Raw genomic sequence first — 20,073 nt, forward strand, 5'->3', positions numbered from 1 at the left:
GGCCCGAGCGCCTAAACTCGCGGCCATGTCCCAGTCTGTTTCGCCCGCACTTTCCGCCCCGCCAAAGCCCGAACGCGTCGAGATCCAGCTCGGCGAGCGCAGCTACCCGATCCTGATCGGCGGCGGCCTGCTGGAAGACCCCGCCAGCTTCGGTGTCGTTCCCGCAGCTGCCAGCGCGCTGATCGTCAGCAACACCACCGTGGCGCCGCTCTACGCCCGGGCCCTGCAAACCGTGCTGGCCGGCCGCTTCCGCACGGTCCACCTGCTCGAGTTGCCCGACGGCGAGGCGTACAAGAACCTCGAGACGCTCAACCTGATCTTCGACGCCCTCCTGGGCCACGGCAGTGACCGCAAGACGGTGCTGTTCGCGCTCGGCGGCGGGGTGGTGGGCGACATGACCGGCTTCGCCGCCGCCAGCTACATGCGCGGCGTGCCTTTCGTACAGGTGCCGACCACGCTGCTGGCGCAGGTCGATTCCTCGGTGGGCGGCAAGACGGCCATCAACCACCCGCTGGGCAAGAACATGATCGGCGCGTTCTACCAGCCGCAGCTCGTGCTGTGCGACCTGGACACGCTGCAGACGCTGCCCCCGCGCGAACTGAGCGCCGGCCTGGCCGAAGTCATCAAGTACGGCCCGATCTACGACATGGCGTTCTTCGACTGGATCGAGTCGAACATCGAGGCGCTGGTGGCGCGCGACCCGGCCGCGCTGGCCCATGCCGTGAAGCGCAGCTGCGAGATCAAGGCGCTGGTGGTCGGCCAGGACGAGCGCGAGACCGGCCTGCGCGCCATCCTCAATTTCGGCCACACCTTCGGCCATGCCATCGAGTCGGGCCTGGGCTACGGCGAGTGGCTGCACGGCGAGGCCGTCGGCTGCGGCATGGTCATGGCGGCGCAGCTGTCGCAGCGGCTCGGCGGTGTCGATGCGGCCTTCGTCGAACGGCTGACTCGCCTGATCGAGCGCGCCGGCCTGCCCACCGTGGGACCGGCGCTGGGCGCCGAGCGCTACCTCGAGTTGATGCGCGTCGACAAGAAATCGGAAGCCGGCGAGATTCGCTTCGTGGTGATCGACCGGCCCGGCTCCGCCGTCGTGCGCAGCGCGCCCGACGCGGTGGTGCGCGACGTGCTCGCGCAGTGCTGCGCGGCATGAGCCTTGCGGCGTACGCCTGCCACCCCGCGCGCTCGCGCGGACGGCGCCACGCGGAGCCGCCCGCGCCCACGCGCGACGCCTTCCAGCGCGATCGCGACCGCATCGTCCATTCCACCGCCTTCCGCCGGCTGGTCTACAAGACCCAGGTGTTCCTGAACCACGAGGGCGACCTGTTCCGCACGCGGCTCACGCATTCGCTCGAAGTCGCGCAGCTGGGCCGCTCCATCGCGCGTGCGTTGCGCCTCAACGAAGACCTGGTCGAGGCGATCGCGCTGGCCCACGACCTGGGCCACACGCCCTTCGGCCACGCGGGCCAGGACGCGCTCAACGCCTGCATGGCCGAGCACGGCGGCTTCGAGCACAACCTGCAGAGCCTGCGCGTGGTCGATGCGCTGGAGCACCGCTACCCGCAGTACGACGGCCTGAACCTCAGCTTCGAGACCCGCGAGGGCATCCTCAAGCATTGCTCGCGCGCCAACGCCGAGCGCATCGAGGCGGCCGAGCCGCAGGGCGTGGCCCGCCGCTTTCTCGACCGCACGCAGCCGGGGCTGGAGGCACAGCTGTGCAACCTGGCCGACGCCATCGCCTACAACGCGCACGACATCGACGACGGCGTGCGCTCGGGCCTGATCAGCGTCGAGCAGCTGGCCGATGTCGAGCTGTTCGAGCGCTACCGCCGCGAGGCGCTGGCCGAGCATCCGCACCTGCAGGGCCAAGGCCGGCGCGTGCTCTATGAAACCATCCGCCGCATGCTCAGCGCACAGGTCTACGACGTGATCGACACGACGCGCGCGGCCATCGAGGCACTGGCGCCCGCCGATGCCGACGCCGTGCGCCGGGCGCCGCCGCTGGTGGCCTTCAGCGGCGCCATGCAGGTGCAGTCGGAGGCGCTCAAGCAGTTCCTGTTCCGCAATCTCTATCGCCACCCGCAGGTCACGCAGACCACCGACCAGGCGAGCGAGGTCGTGCGCGGGCTGTTCGACGCCTACCTGGCGCGCGGCACCGAGATGCCCGCTTCGTACGCCGAGCGCCGCGACCGGCACCGCGCCGTGGCCGACTACATCGCCGGCATGACCGACCGCTTCGCCATGCGCGAGCACGAACGGTTGACCGGCCGCCGGGGCATCGCATGACGGCGGCCGTGCGCTCGAACAGCGCGTCGGCCCGCGTGCCGGCCGCGGCCTTCGCCGTCGTGCTGGGCGGCGTCAGCGCCGCGCTGCACCTGGGCAAGCTGCCGCCCGCCGTGCCGGCGCTGCAGGTGTCGCTCGGCATCGACCTGGTCGAGGCCGGCTTCCTTCTTTCGCTGGTCCAAGTCGCGAGCATGACGCTCGGGCTGCTGGCCGGGCTCGCGGCCGATTCCATCGGCCTGCGGCGCAGCATGCTGATCGGGCTGGCGGTGCTGACGACGGCCAGCCTGCTCGGGGGCGCCGTCGGTGCCGGTCTGCTTGGCGGGTCTCACGCGGTGCTGTGGCTTTTCGTGCTGCGTGCGGCCGAAGGCATCGGCTTCCTGATGGCAGTGATGCCGGGGCCGGGACTCATCCGCGCACTCACACCGGCGGGCGCCGACAAGGCTGCGCTGGGCCTGTGGGGCGCCTACATGCCGCTCGGCGTGGCGCTGGCGCTGCTCATCGGTCCGGCCCTCATCGGCTGGGGCGGCTGGGCCGACTGGTGGTGGACGCTGTCGCTGGTGTCGGCGGGTGCGGCACTCTGGGTGTGGCTGGCGGTGCCGCGCGACCGGCCCCGCGTGGCCGGTGCAAGCCCGCAGCCCGCGTCGGCCGGTTGGGCGTCGCGGCTGCGCGAAACGGTTGGCGCGCGCGCGCCGTGGCTGGTCGCGTTGACCTTCGCCGTGTACTCGTCGCAGTGGATGGCTGTGATCGGTTTTCTTCCAGCCATCTATGCCGATGCCAAGGTGCCGGCCGCCTGGAGCGCGGTGCTGACCGCACTGGCCGCGGCGATGAACATTGTCGGCAACCTCATGGGTGGCCGCTGGCTGCAGCGCGGCGTGGCGCCCGAGCGCCTGCTGCAATGGGGTTTCCTGGCCATGGCGCTGGGCGGTGTCGCCGCCTTCGCGCAGGTGGGGCAGGGGGCCGAGGCACTGGGCCTGCCGCCCGCGCTGCGCTATGCCGCGATCTGCGCCTTTTCGCTCGGCGGCGGCATGGTGCCGGCCACGCTGTTCCTGCTGGGCGTGCGGCTGGCGCCGGGGCCGAGCACCGTCTCGACCACTGTCGGCCTGATGCAGCAGGCGTCGTCGCTCGGCCAGTTTCTGGCGCCGCCGGCGGTGGCCTGGCTCGCGCACCGCGTCGGTGGCTGGCACTGGACCTGGACCGCCACGCTGGCCTGTTCGCTCGCCGGCATGGCGGTCGCCGCGCGCCTCGGGCGCATCCGCCGACTGACGGAGGCCACGGCATGAGCGACCCGACGGTCATCGACGCCGCACAAGCCGAAGCCGACACCCGCCGCTGGCTCGAACGCGCCGTGATCGGCCTCAACCTGTGCCCCTTCGCCAAGGCGGTGCATGTGAAGGGCCAGATCCACTACCTCACCTACCTCGACACCCACGAAGGCCGCATCATCGACGCGCTGCTGGCCGAAGCCCGCGCGCTCGTGGCGCTCGATGCCGAGGTGCGCGACACCACCTTGCTGATCGTTCCCCACGCGCTGGCGGACTTTCTCGACTTCAACGATTTCACCGAGCGCGCCGAGCGCAAGCTCGCCCGCGCGGGCTTCGACGGCGTGCTGCAGCTCGCCAGCTTCCATCCGCATTTCCAGTTCGCCGGCACCGAGGCCGACGACATCACCAACGCCACCAATCGCGCGCCGTACCCCACGCTCCACCTGCTGCGCGAAGACAGCATGGACCGCGCGGTCGAAGCCTTTCCGGAGGCCGAGGCGATCTTCGAGCGCAACATCGAGACGCTCGAAGCCCTGGGCCCTGATGGCTGGACCGCGCTCGATGTCGGCCCGGGAAGCGCCACGCCATGAACAACAAGAACACCATGCCCCGTCCCGCGAAAGCCCACCCCACCAACAAGGCTGCGAAGGCCGAAGCCGAGCTGGCCGAAGTCCTGCGGCCGGGCCAGTCCGTCGAGCTGCTCAAGGAGCTGCACATCCTCACGCGCGAAGGCCGGCTCAACCAGGATTCGCGGCGCAAGCTCAAGCAGGTCTACCACCTGTTCCAGTTCATCGAGCAGCTGCTGCGTGAGCTGCCGGGCGAGGGCGCCGAGGCCACGCTGGCCGACCACGGGGCGGGCAAGTCGTACCTCGGCTTCATCATCTACGACCTGTTCTTCCGCGCGCGGCAGGGCGGGCATGTCTACGGCATCGAAACGCGCAGCGAGCTGGTCGAACGCTCCCGCGCGCTGGCGCAGCAGCTGGGCTTCGGGCGCATGTCGTTCCTGAACCTCACCGTGGCCGAGTCGGCGCAGGCGAGCGAGCTGCCGGCGCAGATCGACGTGGTCACCGCGCTGCACGCTTGCGACACCGCCACCGACGACGCCATCGCCTTCGGCCTGGCCAAGAAGGCGCGCTGCATGGTGCTCGTGCCCTGCTGCCAGGCCGAAGTGGCGGCCTGCCTGCGCGAGACCAAGGCGCTGGCCCTGTCGCGCACGCCGCTGGCCGAGCTGTGGCGCCATCCGCTGCACACGCGCGAGATCGGCAGCCAGCTCACCAACGTCCTGCGCTGCCTGTACCTGGAAGCCAACGGCTACAGCGTGACGGTCACCGAACTGGTCGGCTGGGAGCACAGCATGAAGAACGAGCTGATCCTGGCGCGCTACACCGGCCAGCGCAAGGCGAGCGCGGCGACGCGGCTGCGCGAGCTGCTGGCGCAGTTCGGGCTCGACACGCTGGGCGACACGCGCTTCCGCCTCGCCGATTAAGTACCCGGACGGCGTCGTCCATCGTCCCCATGGCCCGTCTCCCCCGTCTCACGCTGGCCGGCATGCCGCACCACGTGATCCAGCGCGGCAACAACCGCCAGCCGATCTTCGTGGACCGCGCCGACCACGAAAAGCTGCTCGGCCTGCTGGCCGAGAACGCCGTGCGCTTCGGCATCGCGCTGCATGCCTACGTGCTGATGGACAACCACTTCCACCTGCTGGCCACGCCCGACAGCACCACGGGCCTGCCGCAGTTCATGCAGTCGGTCGGGCGCAGCTACGTGCGCTACTTCAACGACCGCCACGGCCGCAGCGGCACCTTGTGGGAAGGGCGCTACAGATCGACCCTGATCCAGACCGAGCGCTACCTGCTGACCTGCATGGCCTACATCGACCTGAACCCGGTGCGCGCCGGCATGGTCGCAGAGGCGCGCGACTTCCCCTGGTCCAGCCACGGCCACTACGCAGGCCTGCGGCAAGACAGGCTGTTGACCCCGCACCCGCTGTACTGGGAACTCGGCAACACGCCCTTCGCGCGGGAGGCGGCGTATGCCGAACTGGTGCGTGGCGGGGTTCGCGCGGCCGATCAGCAGGCCCTGACTGAGGCCACCTTGCGCGGCTGGGCGGCCGGCGACGACGATTTTCTGAACAGCTTGCAGAAGTCCACCGAGCGCCGCGTGATCAAGGCCAAGGCCGGCCGGCCGCCTACGCCCGCCAAAGATACCGACTGAAAGCGGCCGAAAGCCGCGCCCTTGTTGGGCATCGTGCTGCTGTTTTTAATATGTCCCCAATTTGATTCTGACAAGAAAACTCAAGATTTAATAGGAATCTGACCCCTATTAAAGTGTTTGGCATTCTTTGTGCATCGCAATATGCTCCCTTTCCCTGCGAAAACTGAAGGAGCGCGCCATGACGACGGCTGCCGAGATTCAACACCTCCAAGAACACGGTCTGTATTCCGGTGCCGATGAGCACGACGCCTGCGGCGTCGGCTTCGTCGCCCACATCAAGGGCGAGAAGAGCCACGCCATCGTGCTGCAGGGCCTGAAGATCCTCGAGAACCTCGACCACCGCGGCGCTGTCGGCGCCGACAAGCTGATGGGCGACGGCGCGGGCATCCTGATCCAGCTGCCCGACCTGCTGTACCGCGAAGAAATGGCCAAGCAGGGCGTCACGCTGCCCCCGCCCGGCGAATACGGCGTCGGCATGATCTTCCTGCCCAAGGAACACGCCTCGCGCGAAGCCTGCGAACAAGAGATGGAACGCGCCATCAAGGCCGAAGGCCAGGTGCTGCTCGGCTGGCGCGACGTGCCGGTCAACCGCGACATGCCCATGTCGCCCACCGTGCGCGAAAAGGAACCGCTGCTGCGCCAGATCTTCATCGGCCGCGGCAACGACGTGATCGTGCAGGACGCGCTGGAGCGCAAGCTGTACGTGATCCGCAAGACCGCCAGCGCCAACATCCAGCGCCTGAAGCTCAAGCACAGCAAGGAATACTACGTTCCGAGCATGTCCAGCCGCACCGTGGTCTACAAGGGCCTGCTGCTGGCTGACCAGGTGGGCACCTACTACCTCGACCTGCAGGACAAGCGTTGCGTCTCGGCCCTGGGCCTGGTGCACCAGCGCTTCTCGACCAACACCTTCCCCGAGTGGCCGCTGGCCCACCCGTACCGCTATGTCGCCCACAACGGCGAAATCAACACGGTCAAGGGCAACTACAACTGGATGAAGGCGCGCGAAGGCGTGATGTCGTCGCCCGTGCTCGGCGCCGACCTGCAGAAGCTCTACCCGATCAGCTTCGCCGGCCAGTCCGACACCGCCACCTTCGACAACTGCCTCGAGCTGCTGACGATGGCCGGCTACCCCATCAGCCAGGCCGTGATGATGATGATTCCCGAACCCTGGGAACAGCATGCCACCATGGACACGCGCCGCCGCGCGTTCTATGAGTACCACGCCGCCATGCTCGAGCCGTGGGACGGCCCGGCCTCCATCGTCTTCACCGACGGCCGCCAGATCGGCGCCACGCTCGACCGCAACGGCCTGCGCCCCTCGCGCTACTGCGTGACCGACGACGACCTGGTCATCATGGCCTCCGAGTCGGGCGTGCTGCCCGTGCCCGAGCAGAAGATCGTGCGCAAGTGGCGCCTGCAGCCCGGCAAGATGTTCCTGATCGACCTGGAGCAGGGCCGCATGATCGACGACGAGGAGGTCAAGGCCACCCTCGCCAACAGCAAGCCCTACAAACAGTGGATCGAGAACCTGCGCATCAAGCTCGACAGCGTCAAGGCCGAGCCGGCCGCGATCCCCGTGAGCCAGGTCGCGCTGCTCGACCGTCAGCAGGCCTTCGGCTACACCCAGGAAGACATCAAGTTCCTGATGAGCCCGATGGCGCAGGCCGGCGAAGAGGGCATCGGCTCCATGGGCAACGACAGCCCGCTGGCCGTGCTCTCCAGCAAGAACAAGCCGCTGTACAACTACTTCAAGCAGCTGTTCGCGCAGGTCACGAACCCGCCGATCGACCCGATCCGCGAAGCGATCGTGATGTCGCTGGTGTCCTTCATCGGCCCCAAGCCGAACCTGCTGGACATCAACCAGGTCAACCCGCCGATGCGGCTCGAAGTGAGCCAGCCCATTCTCGACTTCGCCGACATGGCGAAGCTGCGCGACATCGGCCGCTACACGCAAGGCAAGTTCAAGAGCTACGTGCTGGACATCACCTACCCGTTGGGCTGGGGCGATGAAGGCGTCGAAGCCAAGCTGGCCTCGCTGTGCGCCGAAGCGGTCGATGCCATCAAGGGCGGCCACAACATCCTGATCGTGAGCGACCGCGGCGTGGGCCCGACGCAAGTCGCGATCCCCGCGGTGCTGGCCCTCTCGGCCGTGCACCAGTACCTCGTGCGCGAAGGTTTGCGCACCACCGCCGGCCTCGTGGTCGAGACCGGTTCGGCGCGCGAAGTGCATCACTTCGGCGTGCTCGCCGGCTACGGCGCCGAAGCCGTGCACCCGTACCTCGCGATGGAAACGCTGGCGGCCATGCACGCCGACCTGCCGGGCGACCTGAGCGCCGACAAGGCGGTCTACAACTACGTCAAGGCCATCGGCAAGGGCCTGTCGAAGATCATGTCGAAGATGGGTGTCAGCACCTACATGAGCTACTGCGGCGCCCAGCTGTTCGAAGCCATCGGCCTGAACACCGAGACGGTGAACAAGTACTTCACCGGCACCGCCAGCCGCGTGGAAGGCATCGGCGTCTTCGAGATCGCCGAAGAAGCCATCCGCATGCACAAGGCCGCCTTCGGCGACGACCCCGTGCTCGCCCACATGCTGGACGCCGGCGGCGAATACGCCTGGCGCACCCGCGGCGAAGAGCACATGTGGACGCCCGATGCCATCGCCAAGCTGCAGCACAGCACGCGTTCCAACAACTGGAACACGTACAAGGAATACGCCCAGCTCATCAACGACCAGAACCGCCGCCACCTCACGCTGCGCGGCCTGTTCGAGTTCAAGATCGATCCGGCCAAGGCCATCCCGGTCGACGAGGTCGAAGCCGCTGCCGAAATCGTCAAGCGTTTCGCCACCGGCGCGATGTCGCTGGGCTCGATCAGCACCGAGGCGCACGCCACGCTCGCCATTGCCATGAACCGCATCGGCGGCAAGAGCAACACGGGCGAAGGCGGTGAAGACCCGGCGCGTTACCGCAACGAACTGAAGGGCATCCCGATCAAGCAGGGCGACACGCTCAAGAGCGTGATCGGCGCGGCCAACGTCGAGGTCGACCTGCCGCTGAACGACGGCGACTCGCTGCGTTCGCGCATCAAGCAGGTGGCCTCGGGCCGCTTCGGTGTCACCGCCGAGTACCTGCATTCGGCCGACCAGATCCAGATCAAGATGGCGCAGGGTGCCAAGCCGGGCGAGGGCGGTCAGCTGCCCGGCGGCAAGGTCACCGAGTACATCGGCAAGCAGCGCTATGCCGTGCCGGGTGTGGGCCTGATCTCGCCGCCGCCGCACCACGACATCTACTCGATCGAGGACCTGGCCCAGCTCATCCACGACCTGAAGAACACCGCGCCGCACGCCAGCATCAGCGTGAAGCTGGTGAGCGAAATCGGCGTCGGCACCATCGCTGCAGGCGTGGCCAAGTGCAAGAGCGACCACGTCGTGATCGCGGGCCATGACGGCGGCACGGGCGCTTCGCCTTGGTCGTCGATCAAGCATGCGGGCAGCCCGTGGGAAATCGGCCTGGCCGAGACGCAGCAGACGCTGGTGCTCAACCGCCTGCGCAGCCGCATCCGCGTGCAGGCCGACGGCCAGATGAAGACCGGCCGCGACGTCGCCATCGGCGCGCTGCTGGGCGCGGACGAATTCGGCTTTGCCACCGCGCCGCTGGTGGTCGAGGGCTGCATCATGATGCGCAAGTGCCACCTGAACACCTGCCCGGTGGGCGTGGCCACGCAAGACCCGGTGCTGCGCAAGAAGTTCTCGGGCAAGCCCGAGCACGTCGTCAACTACTTCTTCTTCGTTGCCGAAGAAGTGCGCCAGATCATGGCCCAGCTGGGCATCCGCAAGTTCGACGACCTGATCGGTCGCGCCGACCTGCTCGACATGCGCAAGGGCATCGAACATTGGAAGGCTTCGGGCCTCGATTTCAGCCGCCTGTTCGCGCTGCCGACCGTGCCGGCCGACGTGCCGCGTTTCCATGTCGAGAACCAGGACCACGGCCTCGAGCGTGCACTGGACGTGAAGCTCATCGAGAAGTCGCGTCCCGCCATCGACAAGGGCGAGAAGGTGCAGTTCATCGAGGTGGCACGCAACGTCAACCGCTCGGTGGGCGCGATGCTCTCGGGCGCGCTGACCAAGGTGCATCCGCAAGGCCTGCCCGACGACTCGATCCGCATCCAGCTCGAAGGCACGGGCGGCCAGTCGTTCGGCGCCTTCCTGGCACGCGGCATCACGCTGTACCTGATCGGCGACGCCAACGACTACACAGGCAAGGGCCTCTCGGGCGGCCGCGTGGTGGTGCGCCCCAGCCTGGACTTCCGCGGTGAAGCCGCGCGCAACACCATCGTCGGCAACACCGCGCTGTACGGCGCGACCACCGGCGAGGCCTACCTGTGCGGCGTGGCCGGCGAACGCTTCGCGGTGCGCCTGTCGGGTGCCACGGCGGTCATCGAAGGCACGGGCGACCACGGCTGCGAATACATGACCGGCGGCACGGTGGCCGTGCTTGGCAAGACGGGCCGCAACTTCGCGGCCGGCATGAGCGGCGGCGTCGCTTTCGTCTACGACGAAGACGGCCAGTTCGCCTCGCGCTGCAACCTCTCGATGGTGTCGCTCGACAAGGTGCTCACCTCGGCCGAGCAGACCGCCAGCGTGCATCGCAAGATCTGGCACGGCGGCGAGACCGACGAAGCGCAGCTCAAGAAGCTGCTCGAAGAGCACCACCGCTGGACCGGCAGCAAGCGCGCGCGCGAGCTGCTCGACACCTGGGCCGAGTCGCGCACCAAGTTCGTCAAGGTGTTCCCGAACGAGTACAAGCGCGCCCTGGCCGAGCTGCACGACCGCCAGGTCGAGTTGGCCAGCAGCGGCAACAACGCCCACGTCGGCCTCGAGCCGCACGCACTGGCCGCGCCCGCCACGGCCGCCGTCTGAGCGCGCCATAGATACGAAGAACAGAGGAAAGCACGATGGGAAAAATCACCGGCTTCATGGAGCATGAGCGCATCGAAGAGGGCTACAAGCCTGTCGAAGAGCGCGTCAAGCACTACAAGGAATTCGTCGTCGGCCTGAACACCGACCAGGCCAAGGTGCAGGGCGCACGTTGCATGGACTGTGGCACGCCGTTCTGCAACAGCGGCTGCCCGGTCAACAACATCATTCCAGACTTCAACGACCTCGTGTACCGCGACGACTGGCAGAACGCCTTCGCGGTGCTCGATTCGACCAACAACTTCCCCGAGTTCACCGGCCGCATCTGCCCCGCGCCCTGCGAGGCGGCCTGCGTGCTCAACGTGAACGACGACGCGGTCGGCATCAAGTCGCTGGAACACGCGATCATCGACCGCGCCTGGGACGAAGGCTGGGTGGCGCCGCGCGTCGCCAAGCACAAGACCGGCAAGAAGGTCGCCGTGGTGGGCTCCGGCCCGGCCGGCATGGCCGCCGCGCAGCAACTGGCGCGCGCCGGCCACGACGTCACGCTGTTCGAGAAGAACGACCGTGTCGGTGGCCTGCTGCGCTACGGCATTCCCGACTTCAAGATGGAGAAGTCGCACATCGACCGCCGCGTCGAGCAGATGAAGGCCGAGGGCGTGACCTTCCGCACCGGCGTGATGGTCGGTGCCGCGAAAGACCCGCTGGGCAAGGGCTCCAAGGTCACCAACCTGGCCAAGGAAACCGTCACGCCCGAGCAGCTGCAGAAAGACTTCGACGCCGTGGTGCTCACCGGCGGCGCCGAGCAATCGCGCGACCTGCCTGTGCCCGGCCGCGATCTCGACGGCATCCACTTCGCGATGGAGTTCCTGCCGCAGCAGAACCGCGTCAACGCGGGTGACAAGGTCAAGGGCCAACTGCGCGCCGACGGCAAGCACGTCATCGTCATCGGCGGCGGCGACACCGGCTCCGACTGCGTGGGCACCAGCAACCGCCACGGCGCCGTGAGCGTCACCCAGTTCGAACTGATGCCCCAGCCGCCGGAAGAAGAGAACCGTCCGCTGACCTGGCCCTACTGGCCGATCAAGCTGCGCACCAGCTCCAGCCACGAAGAAGGCTGCGAGCGCGAGTTCGCCATCTCCACCAAGGAGTTCATCGGCGAGAAGGGCAAGGTCACCGGCCTGAAGACCGTGCGCGTCGAATGGAAGGACGGCAAGATGCAGGAAGTGCCCGGCAGCGAGCAGATCCTCAAGGCCGACCTGGTGCTGCTGGCGATGGGCTTCATCAGCCCCGTGGCCACCGTGCTGGACGCCTTCGGTGTCGAGAAGGACGCCCGCGGCAACGCGCGTGCCACGGTCGACTTCATCGGCGGCTATGCCACCAATGTGCCCAAGGTGTTCGCCGCAGGTGACATTCGCCGCGGCCAATCGCTGGTGGTGTGGGCAATTCGCGAGGGCCGTCAAGCGGCGCGTTCGGTCGACGAATTTTTGATGGGATTCAGCGACTTACCGCGCTGATTTTTGTTTCAGTGAAGCGGCGCCGTTCGCGGCCCCGTTATCATCCGCGGAAACCGCATGCCGGGATGCCTGAGAAGGCGCCCGGCTTTTTTATTGAGATGGACCCAGCCACACCCACGTCTTCCTCCTTCGTCGAATTCCGCGATGTCACGTTCGGCTACGGCGCGCGCGCGATCCTCGACGGCGTGTCGTTCTCCGTGCCGCGAGGCAAGGTGACGGCGCTGATGGGGGCATCGGGTGGCGGCAAGACCACCGTGCTGCGCCTCATCGGCGGCCAGCAGCGCGCCCAACGCGGCGAGGTGCTGTTCGACGGGAAGGATGTCGGTCACTTCGATGTCGCGACGCTGTATGCGGCGCGGCGCCGCATGGGCATGCTGTTCCAGTTCGGTGCGCTGTTCACCGACATCAGCGTGTTCGACAACGTGGCCTTTCCGTTGCGCGAGCACACGCAGCTGTCGGAAGCGCTGGTGCGCGACATCGTGCTCATGAAGCTGGACGCTGTCGGCCTGCGCGGCGCGCGCGACCTGATGCCCAGCGAGGTGTCGGGCGGCATGGCGCGGCGCGTGGCGCTGGCCCGCGCGATCGCGCTCGACCCCGACCTCGTGATGTACGACGAACCCTTCGCGGGGCTCGACCCGATCTCGCTCGGTACGGCCGCGCGGCTGATCCGCCAGCTCAACGATGCGCTCGGCCTCACCAGCATCATCGTGTCGCACGACCTCGAGGAAACCTTCCGCATCGCGGACCACGTGATCATCCTGGCCAACGGCGGCATCGCCGCGCAGGGGCGGCCCGACGAGGTGCGCGAGAGCGCCGATCCGCTGGTGCATCAGTTCGTCAATGCGCTGCCTGACGGGCCGGTGCACTTCCACTATCCGGGCGTCAGTATCGAAGACGATTTCGGGAACCGGGAAGGGGGGCGCTCATGACCTGGTGGAAGCCCGCCGACGTCGGCTTTGCCGTGCGCAGCCAACTGGCCGACATGGGCCATGCGGCCAAGCTGTTCCTGCGCCTGCTCGGCCCGGGCGCGCAGATCATGCGGCGCTTCGGGCTGGTGCGTGACCAGATCCATTTCCTGGGCAACTACTCGCTTGCCATCATCGGCGTGTCGGGCCTGTTCGTGGGCTTCGTGCTCGGGCTGCAGATGTACTACGCGCTGCAGCGCTACGGCTCGTCCGAGGCGCTGGGCCTGCTGGTGGCGCTGAGCCTTGTGCGCGAACTCGGTCCCGTGGTGGCGGCCCTGCTGTTCACCGGCCGGGCCGGCACCTCGCTGACGGCCGAGATCGGCCTCATGAAAGCCAACGAGCAGTTGAGCGCCATGGAAATGATGGCGGTCGACCCGGTGCAGCGCATCCTTGCGCCGCGCTTCTGGGCCGGCGTCATCACCATGCCGCTGCTGGCGGCCGTGTTCAGCGCGGTCGGCATCATGGGCGGCTATGTCGTGGGCGTGCTGATGCTGGGCGTCGACCCGGGCGCGTTCTGGGGCCAGATGCAGGGCGGCGTCGATGTCTGGCGCGACGTCGGCAACGGCGTCATCAAGAGCATCGTGTTCGGTTTCACCGTGACCTTCGTCGCGCTGCTGCAGGGCTTCGAGGCCCAGCCGACGCCCGAGGGCGTGTCGCGCGCCACCACGCGCACCGTGGTGATGGCGTCGCTGGCGGTCTTGGGGCTCGATTTCTTGCTCACCGCCATGATGTTCAGTATCTAAAGGGGCCCCGGCTCCATCGTTCTAGACAGAGAGTGCAAACCATGCAACGTTCCACCAACGACATCTGGGTCGGCCTGTTCGTGCTGATCGGCGGCGCCGCCTTGCTGTTCCTGGCGCTGCAGTCGGCCAACCTGCTGAGCCTGAACTTCCAGAAGACCTACACGGTCACCGCGCGTTTCGACAACATCGGCGGGCTCAAGCCCCAGACCGCGGTCAAGAGCGCTGGCGTGGTGGTCGGTCGTGTGGAATCCATCGCGTTCAACGACAAGGCCTTTCAGGCCGATGTGACGCTGGCGCTGCAAAACCGTTACAGTTTTCCCAAGGACAGCTCGCTCAAGATCCTGACCAGTGGCCTGCTCGGCGAGCAGTACATCGGCATCGAGGCGGGCGCCGAAGAAAAGAACCTGCAAGCCGGCGACACCATCACCGCGACCCAATCGGCCGTGGTGCTGGAGAACCTGATCAGCCAGTTCCTGTACAGCAAGGCCGCCGAGGGGAATACGGCGCCGGGAACAGCCAACAAGAAATGACCACACGACTTTTTTCGTCGACTGCTATTAAAAGTGTAGCTAGCTCCGCCCGTTGGGCCACCGCCACCGTCGGTTTCGCCCTTGTGGCCGGATGCGCCACCGGATCCGGCGCAAGCCCGACCGACCCTTTCGAGCCGTACAACCGCGGCATGACGCGCTTCAACGACACCGTCGACGAGGCCGTGCTGGAGCCCGTGGCCACCGCCTACCAGAACGTGGTGCCCTCGCTGGTGCGCCAGGGTGTGACCAACTTCTTCAGCAACCTCGGTGACATCTGGAGCCTGGCTAACAACGTGGCCCAGCTTAAGCTGCAGAACAGCGCCGAGACCTTCATGCGGCTGAACGTCAACACCTTCTTCGGCCTGGGCGGCCTGCTTGATGTCGCCTCCGAGGCGCGCCTGCCGCGCCACGAGGAAGATTTCGGCCAGACGCTGGGCTACTGGGGCGTGGGCGCCGGTCCGTACGTCGTGCTGCCGTTGCTCGGCCCCTCGACGCTGCGCGACACGATCGCCCGGCCGCTCGACATGTACGGCGACGCGCAGGGCCATATCCACGACATCGCTTGGCGCAATTCGCTGGCGGGCCTGCGTGTCGTGGACACCCGCTCGCGCTACCTGGGTGCCACCCGCCTGCTCGACGAAGCCGCGCTCGACAAGTACTCGTTCACGCGCGATGCGTTCCTGCAGCGCCGCCGCAACCAGGTCTACGACGGCAACCCGCCGGACGACGACAACGCCGGCAAGTGACGGCAAAAGAGGGCGGACGGGGTGGTCCTGCTTGCATCCGGTTGCAAGGCTTCACCTCCGCTTCAGGAACCCGGTCGGCCTGGCGCCTGTCGAAACCGTTCCTGTCTCAGCACGGAGCCATTGGCTGCACCGTGCAGGGAAGACAATTCAACCTGAGGGACTCAACATGAACAACAAGATCTTGCTGCAACGACGCGACATGGGCCGCCTGGCATTGGCCGGCGCGCTGCTGTTCGGCGCCGCCACCGCTTTTGTGCACCAGAGCGCATTCGCGGCCGACGAAGCCCCCGACGCGCTCGTCAAGCGCCTGTCGACCGACGTGCTCGAGACCATCAAGGCCGACTCGTCGATCAAGGCCGGTGACATCAACAAGATCATGCTGCTGGTTGACAGCAAGATCATGCCCAACGTCAACTTCCAGCGCATGACCGCCTCGGCCGTCGGCCCGGCCTGGCGCCAGGCCACGCCCGAGCAGCAAAAGCGCCTGCAGGACGAGTTCAAGACCCTGCTCGTGCGCACCTACGCCGGCGCGCTCGACCAGGTGAGCGACCAGACCGTCACCATCCGCCCGTTCCGCGGCGCCCCCACCGACACCGACGTGCTCGTGCGCACCGAGGTCAAGGGTCGCGGCGACCCGGTGCAGCTGGACTATCGCCTCGAAAAGACGCCGGGGCAGGGCGCCGGCTGGAAGGTCTACAACCTGAATGTGCTGGGCGTGTGGCTGGTCGACACCTACCGCACCCAGTTCGCGCAGGAAATCAACAAGAGCGGCATCGATGGCCTGATTGCCGCGCTGGCCGCGCGCAACAAGGGCAACGGCAAGGGCTGACGGGCGCACGCCATGCTGGTCCTTCCCTCCCGACTCACCCACGACGAGGCTCCTGCCTGCATGCGCATGCTGCAGCAGGGGCTCAAGGGCCAGACCGATTCGTCGTCCACCGTGGTCGACGCCACGGCACTGGCCCAGTTCGATTCCTCCGCGCTGGCGGTGCTGCTCGAGTGCCGGCGCGAATCCAGCGCGCTGGGCCGGGGGTTTTCGGTCAAGGGCCTGTCGCCGCGCCTGCGCGAGCTGGCCGCGCTGTACGGCATCGCGGGCCTTCTGCCCGCTGCACCCTGACCCCCACACCCTAGCGCGTGCGTGGCACTGCTGCGGTCAGCAGCGCGAGTGCCTTGTTCAGGGTCGAGGTCGCGAATCGTTCTCCCTTGGAGTGGCCGATGCGCACGACGACGAGATCGTGCGACGGAATCACGAGCACGAACTGGCCCCCTGCGCCGAGCATGTAGTAGGCCGTCGTCGGCGCCGCAAGTGCCCCCGTTCCATTGATCCAGAAGAATCCCCCGTAGATGGGGCGCTGGTCTGCGGCCCAGGCTGGTGCGGCTGTGCTCACGAAGTTGACGAACCCCTCGGGAAGAATGCGCTCCCCGTTCCACACCCCGTCCTGCAGGTAGAGGTTGGCCAGCCGGGCCCAATCGCGGGCCGACATGAAGTCGTAGCCTTGCGTGAGGAAGTTGCCGTAGGGATCGGTCTCGATCACCATGGAGCGGATGCCGATCTTGTCGAAGATGGCGCGCTGCGGGAACGAGAGGTACTCTTCGCCGCGCTTCTCAACTCCAAGGCGGACCAGGTAGTTGGCAAGCACCGGATCGGTGTTGCGGTAGCGGCCCACCGTGTTGGGCGGCCATTGCTGCGGTCGGGTCGCGGCGTAGTTGAATGCGTTGATCCGGCCCGTGTAGTAGTAGATGTGATCGGGGTAGGTGCCGTTGGGATCGAAGTCCGGATCGTCCGGGGCCTTGATGCGCAGCCCGCTGGACATGCGCAGGATGTCGGCAATGCGGATCTGCTGGCGGCCGTCGCCGGCACTTTGCCATTCGGGAATCGGCGCGGGCTGGTCGAGCTTGTACACGCCCTGCTTGATCAGAACGCCCATCATCGTGGCCACGACGCTCTTGCCCATCGACCATGATTCGAGCGGCGTTGTCGCGTTGATGCCGCTCATGTAGCGCTCGCCGATAAGCCGCCCCTTGTGCGTGACCACGAAGGCCGCGGTGTAGGCCTCCGTGGTTTCGAAGGCGGCGCTGAGGGCCTGATTCACCTTGGCCATGTCGACGTCGGCGGGCGGCGGGTCGTTCGGCAGCACATCGCCCATGGGCCAGGGCACGGTCGTGGGGTCGGCCAGCGCGCTCTTGACATTGACGGGGGTGAAGAGAACGTCGTCCTTGCCGGGCGGCAGCGTGATGCAACCCTGCGAGCCGAAGTGGCGAGCCACCAGCGTCGGACCGCCGTTGGGCATCGTGATGCGGACTTCTTTCTTGGTGCGGTCGACCACCGGCGCACCCACCTTCTTGCGCTGTTCGTACGGCCCCGTGAAGTACCCGACGGTTTCGGCGGCGACCGCTGGATCGAGTCCGGTGATGAAGACCGCCGAGCACATGGCCTTGGCATACCCGGACGTGTTGTGCTCCAGCACATCGCCGGGTGGTGGCACGTAGGGCGTGTCTAGCTCCAGGCACTTGGCGCGCGCAATGAGTGCATCGCGGGCTGGCAGCTGGGCCGAACCGGCAGATGAAGTGCAAGGTTGGGCGGTGCCACCCCCTGCGCCAGCGCCTGCGCCGCCGCCGACAAGGGCGATGCCGCCACCACCTCCGCCGCCACCACCTCCTCCCCCGCAAGCAGTCAGCACCATCGCCAGGAGCAGGGCGGCAACGGTTGGGAGGGGGCTGCGGGTCAAACACTTCATTGGCGTTCCTCGCGATGGGCGGTTGCGGTGCGCAAAATCGGCACCGGCGGGATTGTGGGTGAACTTCGGGCCGATGCCTAGCGCGGCCGGCTCCCCGCGTTCACCCCTGAACAGCGCCGAAAAACCCATCGCCCGTAAAATCGCGGGCTCCCATGCCCGCGATCTCATTCCAGTCGGTCTCCAAGACCTACCCTCCCTCCCGTCAGCAACGCGCCCAAGGCAAGCAGGGGCTGCGTGCGGTCGACGAGGTTTCCTTCCAGATCGAGCCGGGCGAGTTCTTCGGCCTGCTCGGGCCCAACGGCGCGGGCAAAACCACCCTCATCAGCATGCTGGCGGGCCTGTCGCGGCCCACGGCGGGCGCGATCAGCGTGCACGGTTTCGACGTGCAGCGCGACTACGCCGAAGCCCGGCGACAGCTCGGCATCGTGCCGCAGGAGCTGGTGTTCGACCCCTTCTTCAACGTGCGCGAGTCGCTGCGCATCCAGTCGGGCTACTTCGGCATCAAGAACAACGAAGCCTGGATCGACGAGCTGCTGCAGAGCCTGGGCCTGGCCGACAAGGCCACGGCCAACATGCGCCAGCTCTCGGGCGGCATGAAACGCCGCGTGCTGGTGGCACAGGCGCTGGTGCACAAGCCGCCGGTCATCGTGCTCGACGAGCCCACGGCCGGCGTCGACGTCGAGCTGCGCCAGACGCTCTGGCAGTTCGTGGCCAAGCTCAACAAGCAGGGCAGCACCGTGCTGCTGACCACCCATTACCTCGAAGAGGCCGAGGCGCTGTGCAGCCGCATCGCGATGCTCAAGCTTGGCAAGGTGATCGCCCTGGACCGCACCAGCGAGCTGCTGAAGTCGGCCGCGAGCAATGTGCTGCGCTTCAAAACCGACGCCATGCTGCCCTGGGCCATCGCCCAGCACGCGCGCATCACCGGGCGCATCGTGCAGCTGCCGGCGCAGAACGCGCATGAAGTCGAACAACTGCTGGCCGCGATCCGCGAAGCCGGCGTCGCGGTGGAAGACGTGGAAATGCGCAAGGCCGACCTGGAAGACGTGTTCATCGACCTGATGGCGGGCGAGCAGACGCCGCTGGAGGTGTCGCGATGATGGCGGTCACGGGCTGGCGCGCGCTCCTGTACAAGGAAACGCTGCGCTTCTGGAAGGTCGGCTTCCAGACCGTCGGCGCGCCGGTGCTCACCGCGCTGCTGTACCTCATGGTGTTCGGCCATGTGCTCGAAGGCCGGGTGACGGTCTACGGCACCGTGGGCTACACCGCCTTCCTGATTCCCGGCCTCGTGATGATGAGCGTGCTGCAGAACGCGTTCGCGAACAGTTCGTCCTCGATCATCCAGAGCAAGATCATGGGCAACCTCGTGTTCGTGCTGCTCACGCCGCTGTCGCACTGGGGCTGGTTCTTCGCCTACGTGGGCTCCTCGGTGATCCGCGGGCTGGCGGTGGGCGTGGGCGTGTTCGCCGTGACCGTCTTCTTCGCCGTGCCGAGCTTCGTGGCGCCGGTGTGGATCCTGGTGTTCGCGCTGCTGGGCTCGGCCATGCTGGGCACGCTGGGCCTCATCGCCGGGCTCTGGGCCGAGAAGTTCGACCAGATGGCCGTGTTCCAGAACTTCCTGATCATGCCCATGACTTTCCTGTCGGGCGTGTTCTATTCGATCGGCTCGCTGCCGCCGTTCTGGCAGAGCGTGAGCCACCTGAACCCCTTCTTCTACATGATCGACGGCTTCCGCTACGGCTTCTTCGGGGTGAGTGATGCCTCGCCCTGGCTGAGCTTCGGCATCGTCGGTTCCGCGTGGCTGGTGGTGAGCGCGATTGCCGTCCACCTGCTGCGCATCGGCTACAAAATCCGCGGCTGATCCCGCCTTCCAAGACCCCATGACCGCTGACGAACTCCAGACCATCATCGCTGCCCATCTCCCGTGCGAGCACATCACGCTCGAGGGCGACGGCCGACATTGGTACGCGACCATCGTCTCGGCCGAATTCGAGGGCAAGCGCGCCATCCAGCGCCACCAGCGGGTCTACGCCACCCTCGGTGCGAAAATGCACACCGACGAGGTGCATGCGCTCTCGATGAAGACCTACACGCCGGCCGAATGGGCGGCAGTGGACAAATGACTTTCCGGCCCCTGCGGGCCTCCTGATTTCG

The 20,073-nt window shown here is 67.1% G+C and carries 18 protein-coding genes; 17 read left to right on the top strand and 1 reads right to left on the bottom strand.

The window, feature by feature from the left end; genetic code table 11:
- Positions 1–25 precede the first annotated feature (25 nt).
- From aroB to AC1RAD_RS04745, 14 genes are all read left to right on the top strand, one after another.
- Positions 26–1,150: a 3-dehydroquinate synthase gene (gene aroB, locus AC1RAD_RS04680; protein ID WP_492734061.1), complete on the top strand. Its 1,125-nt coding sequence runs from the start codon at positions 26–28 to the stop codon at positions 1,148–1,150.
- Positions 1,147–2,283 carry a deoxyguanosinetriphosphate triphosphohydrolase gene (locus tag AC1RAD_RS04685; protein WP_487847958.1) on the top strand — a complete coding sequence of 379 codons (1,137 nt, stop codon included), beginning with the start codon at positions 1,147–1,149 and terminating at the stop codon, positions 2,281–2,283. The genes aroB and AC1RAD_RS04685 overlap by 4 nt, the downstream gene beginning before the upstream one ends.
- The gene (locus AC1RAD_RS04690; protein ID WP_492734062.1) at positions 2,280–3,560 is read left to right on the top strand and encodes an MFS transporter; all 1,281 of its coding nucleotides are present in this window, start codon (positions 2,280–2,282) and stop codon (positions 3,558–3,560) included. The genes AC1RAD_RS04685 and AC1RAD_RS04690 overlap by 4 nt, the downstream gene beginning before the upstream one ends.
- Positions 3,557–4,132, top strand: a complete 576-nt coding sequence (locus AC1RAD_RS04695) for a DUF1415 domain-containing protein (protein ID WP_487847956.1) — start codon at positions 3,557–3,559, stop codon at positions 4,130–4,132. Before AC1RAD_RS04690 ends, AC1RAD_RS04695 begins: the two co-directional genes overlap by 4 nt.
- A gap of 14 nt (positions 4,133–4,146) precedes the next feature.
- Positions 4,147–5,028, top strand: a complete 882-nt coding sequence (locus AC1RAD_RS04700) for a class I SAM-dependent methyltransferase (protein ID WP_159278667.1) — start codon at positions 4,147–4,149, stop codon at positions 5,026–5,028.
- Between the two features lie 29 nt (positions 5,029–5,057).
- The gene (locus AC1RAD_RS04705) at positions 5,058–5,759 is read left to right on the top strand and encodes a transposase (RefSeq protein WP_492734063.1); all 702 of its coding nucleotides are present in this window, start codon (positions 5,058–5,060) and stop codon (positions 5,757–5,759) included.
- A gap of 178 nt (positions 5,760–5,937) precedes the next feature.
- The gene (locus AC1RAD_RS04710) at positions 5,938–10,683 is read left to right on the top strand and encodes a glutamate synthase-related protein (RefSeq protein ID WP_492734064.1); all 4,746 of its coding nucleotides are present in this window, start codon (positions 5,938–5,940) and stop codon (positions 10,681–10,683) included.
- A gap of 35 nt (positions 10,684–10,718) precedes the next feature.
- Positions 10,719–12,197 carry a glutamate synthase subunit beta gene (locus tag AC1RAD_RS04715; protein WP_062471739.1) on the top strand — a complete coding sequence of 493 codons (1,479 nt, stop codon included), beginning with the start codon at positions 10,719–10,721 and terminating at the stop codon, positions 12,195–12,197.
- Positions 12,198–12,262: 65 nt separating this feature from the next.
- Positions 12,263–13,126 (top strand): ABC transporter ATP-binding protein, encoded by an 864-nt coding sequence (locus AC1RAD_RS04720; protein ID WP_062471736.1) that lies wholly within the window; start codon positions 12,263–12,265, stop codon positions 13,124–13,126.
- A complete protein-coding gene (gene mlaE, locus AC1RAD_RS04725; protein WP_062471733.1) occupies positions 13,123–13,905 on the top strand; it encodes a lipid asymmetry maintenance ABC transporter permease subunit MlaE in 783 nt (260 codons plus the stop codon). The genes AC1RAD_RS04720 and mlaE overlap by 4 nt, the downstream gene beginning before the upstream one ends.
- 41 nt (positions 13,906–13,946) lie before the next feature.
- On the top strand, positions 13,947–14,435 hold the full coding sequence (gene mlaD / locus AC1RAD_RS04730) for an outer membrane lipid asymmetry maintenance protein MlaD (protein ID WP_062471729.1): 489 nt from the start codon (positions 13,947–13,949) through the stop codon (positions 14,433–14,435).
- On the top strand, positions 14,432–15,181 hold the full coding sequence (locus AC1RAD_RS04735; RefSeq protein WP_070059937.1) for an MlaA family lipoprotein: 750 nt from the start codon (positions 14,432–14,434) through the stop codon (positions 15,179–15,181). The genes mlaD and AC1RAD_RS04735 overlap by 4 nt, the downstream gene beginning before the upstream one ends.
- A gap of 166 nt (positions 15,182–15,347) precedes the next feature.
- A complete protein-coding gene (locus tag AC1RAD_RS04740; RefSeq protein ID WP_070059936.1) occupies positions 15,348–16,010 on the top strand; it encodes an MlaC/ttg2D family ABC transporter substrate-binding protein in 663 nt (220 codons plus the stop codon).
- 12 nt (positions 16,011–16,022) lie between these two features.
- Positions 16,023–16,298, top strand: coding sequence for an STAS domain-containing protein (locus tag AC1RAD_RS04745; protein ID WP_062471718.1), 276 nt, complete (start codon positions 16,023–16,025; stop codon positions 16,296–16,298).
- Between the two features lie 10 nt (positions 16,299–16,308).
- On the opposite strand, the gene AC1RAD_RS04750 is transcribed toward AC1RAD_RS04745, so the two are convergent.
- Positions 16,309–17,865 carry a serine hydrolase domain-containing protein gene (locus tag AC1RAD_RS04750; RefSeq protein ID WP_492734065.1) on the bottom strand — a complete coding sequence of 519 codons (1,557 nt, stop codon included), beginning with the start codon at positions 17,863–17,865 and terminating at the stop codon, positions 16,309–16,311.
- Between the two features lie 206 nt (positions 17,866–18,071).
- Between AC1RAD_RS04750 and AC1RAD_RS04755 the strand changes: the two genes are divergently transcribed.
- The 3 genes from AC1RAD_RS04755 to AC1RAD_RS04765 are packed head-to-tail and all read left to right on the top strand — an operon-like array spanning position 18,072 to position 20,042.
- Entirely contained in the window at positions 18,072–19,019 is a 948-nt protein-coding gene (locus AC1RAD_RS04755; protein ID WP_070059934.1) for an ABC transporter ATP-binding protein, read from the top strand.
- Positions 19,016–19,780: an ABC transporter permease gene (locus AC1RAD_RS04760; RefSeq protein WP_070059933.1), complete on the top strand. Its 765-nt coding sequence runs from the start codon at positions 19,016–19,018 to the stop codon at positions 19,778–19,780. The genes AC1RAD_RS04755 and AC1RAD_RS04760 overlap by 4 nt, the downstream gene beginning before the upstream one ends.
- A 19-nt stretch (positions 19,781–19,799) precedes the next feature.
- Complete coding sequence (locus tag AC1RAD_RS04765; RefSeq protein ID WP_056572757.1) at positions 19,800–20,042, top strand: BolA family protein; 243 nt, start codon at positions 19,800–19,802, stop codon at positions 20,040–20,042.
- Positions 20,043–20,073 lie beyond the last annotated feature (31 nt).

The organism is Variovorax sp. GW823-FHT04B03, from assembly GCF_058796495.1.

What these genes read in the sequence shown, in the direction of transcription:
- AC1RAD_RS04720 (WP_062471736.1), top strand. Translation starts at nt 12,263, where the DNA reads ATGCCTGAGAAGGCGCCCGGCTTTTTTATTGAGATGGACCCAGCCACA.
- AC1RAD_RS04740 (WP_070059936.1), top strand. Translation starts at nt 15,348, where the DNA reads ATGAACAACAAGATCTTGCTGCAACGACGCGACATGGGCCGCCTGGCA.
- mlaD (WP_062471729.1), top strand. Translation starts at nt 13,947, where the DNA reads ATGCAACGTTCCACCAACGACATCTGGGTCGGCCTGTTCGTGCTGATC.
- AC1RAD_RS04690 (WP_492734062.1), top strand. Translation starts at nt 2,280, where the DNA reads ATGACGGCGGCCGTGCGCTCGAACAGCGCGTCGGCCCGCGTGCCGGCC.
- AC1RAD_RS04715 (WP_062471739.1), top strand. Translation starts at nt 10,719, where the DNA reads ATGGGAAAAATCACCGGCTTCATGGAGCATGAGCGCATCGAAGAGGGC.
- AC1RAD_RS04735 (WP_070059937.1), top strand. Translation starts at nt 14,432, where the DNA reads ATGACCACACGACTTTTTTCGTCGACTGCTATTAAAAGTGTAGCTAGC.
- AC1RAD_RS04705 (WP_492734063.1), top strand. Translation starts at nt 5,058, where the DNA reads ATGGCCCGTCTCCCCCGTCTCACGCTGGCCGGCATGCCGCACCACGTG.
- AC1RAD_RS04765 (WP_056572757.1), top strand. Translation starts at nt 19,800, where the DNA reads ATGACCGCTGACGAACTCCAGACCATCATCGCTGCCCATCTCCCGTGC.
- AC1RAD_RS04685 (WP_487847958.1), top strand. Translation starts at nt 1,147, where the DNA reads ATGAGCCTTGCGGCGTACGCCTGCCACCCCGCGCGCTCGCGCGGACGG.
- AC1RAD_RS04760 (WP_070059933.1), top strand. Translation starts at nt 19,016, where the DNA reads ATGATGGCGGTCACGGGCTGGCGCGCGCTCCTGTACAAGGAAACGCTG.
- AC1RAD_RS04750 (WP_492734065.1), bottom strand. Translation starts at nt 17,865, where the DNA reads ATGGTGCTGACTGCTTGCGGGGGAGGAGGTGGTGGCGGCGGAGGTGGT.
- AC1RAD_RS04755 (WP_070059934.1), top strand. Translation starts at nt 18,072, where the DNA reads ATGCCCGCGATCTCATTCCAGTCGGTCTCCAAGACCTACCCTCCCTCC.
- AC1RAD_RS04710 (WP_492734064.1), top strand. Translation starts at nt 5,938, where the DNA reads ATGACGACGGCTGCCGAGATTCAACACCTCCAAGAACACGGTCTGTAT.
- AC1RAD_RS04745 (WP_062471718.1), top strand. Translation starts at nt 16,023, where the DNA reads ATGCTGGTCCTTCCCTCCCGACTCACCCACGACGAGGCTCCTGCCTGC.
- AC1RAD_RS04695 (WP_487847956.1), top strand. Translation starts at nt 3,557, where the DNA reads ATGAGCGACCCGACGGTCATCGACGCCGCACAAGCCGAAGCCGACACC.
- aroB (WP_492734061.1), top strand. Translation starts at nt 26, where the DNA reads ATGTCCCAGTCTGTTTCGCCCGCACTTTCCGCCCCGCCAAAGCCCGAA.
- mlaE (WP_062471733.1), top strand. Translation starts at nt 13,123, where the DNA reads ATGACCTGGTGGAAGCCCGCCGACGTCGGCTTTGCCGTGCGCAGCCAA.
- AC1RAD_RS04700 (WP_159278667.1), top strand. Translation starts at nt 4,147, where the DNA reads ATGCCCCGTCCCGCGAAAGCCCACCCCACCAACAAGGCTGCGAAGGCC.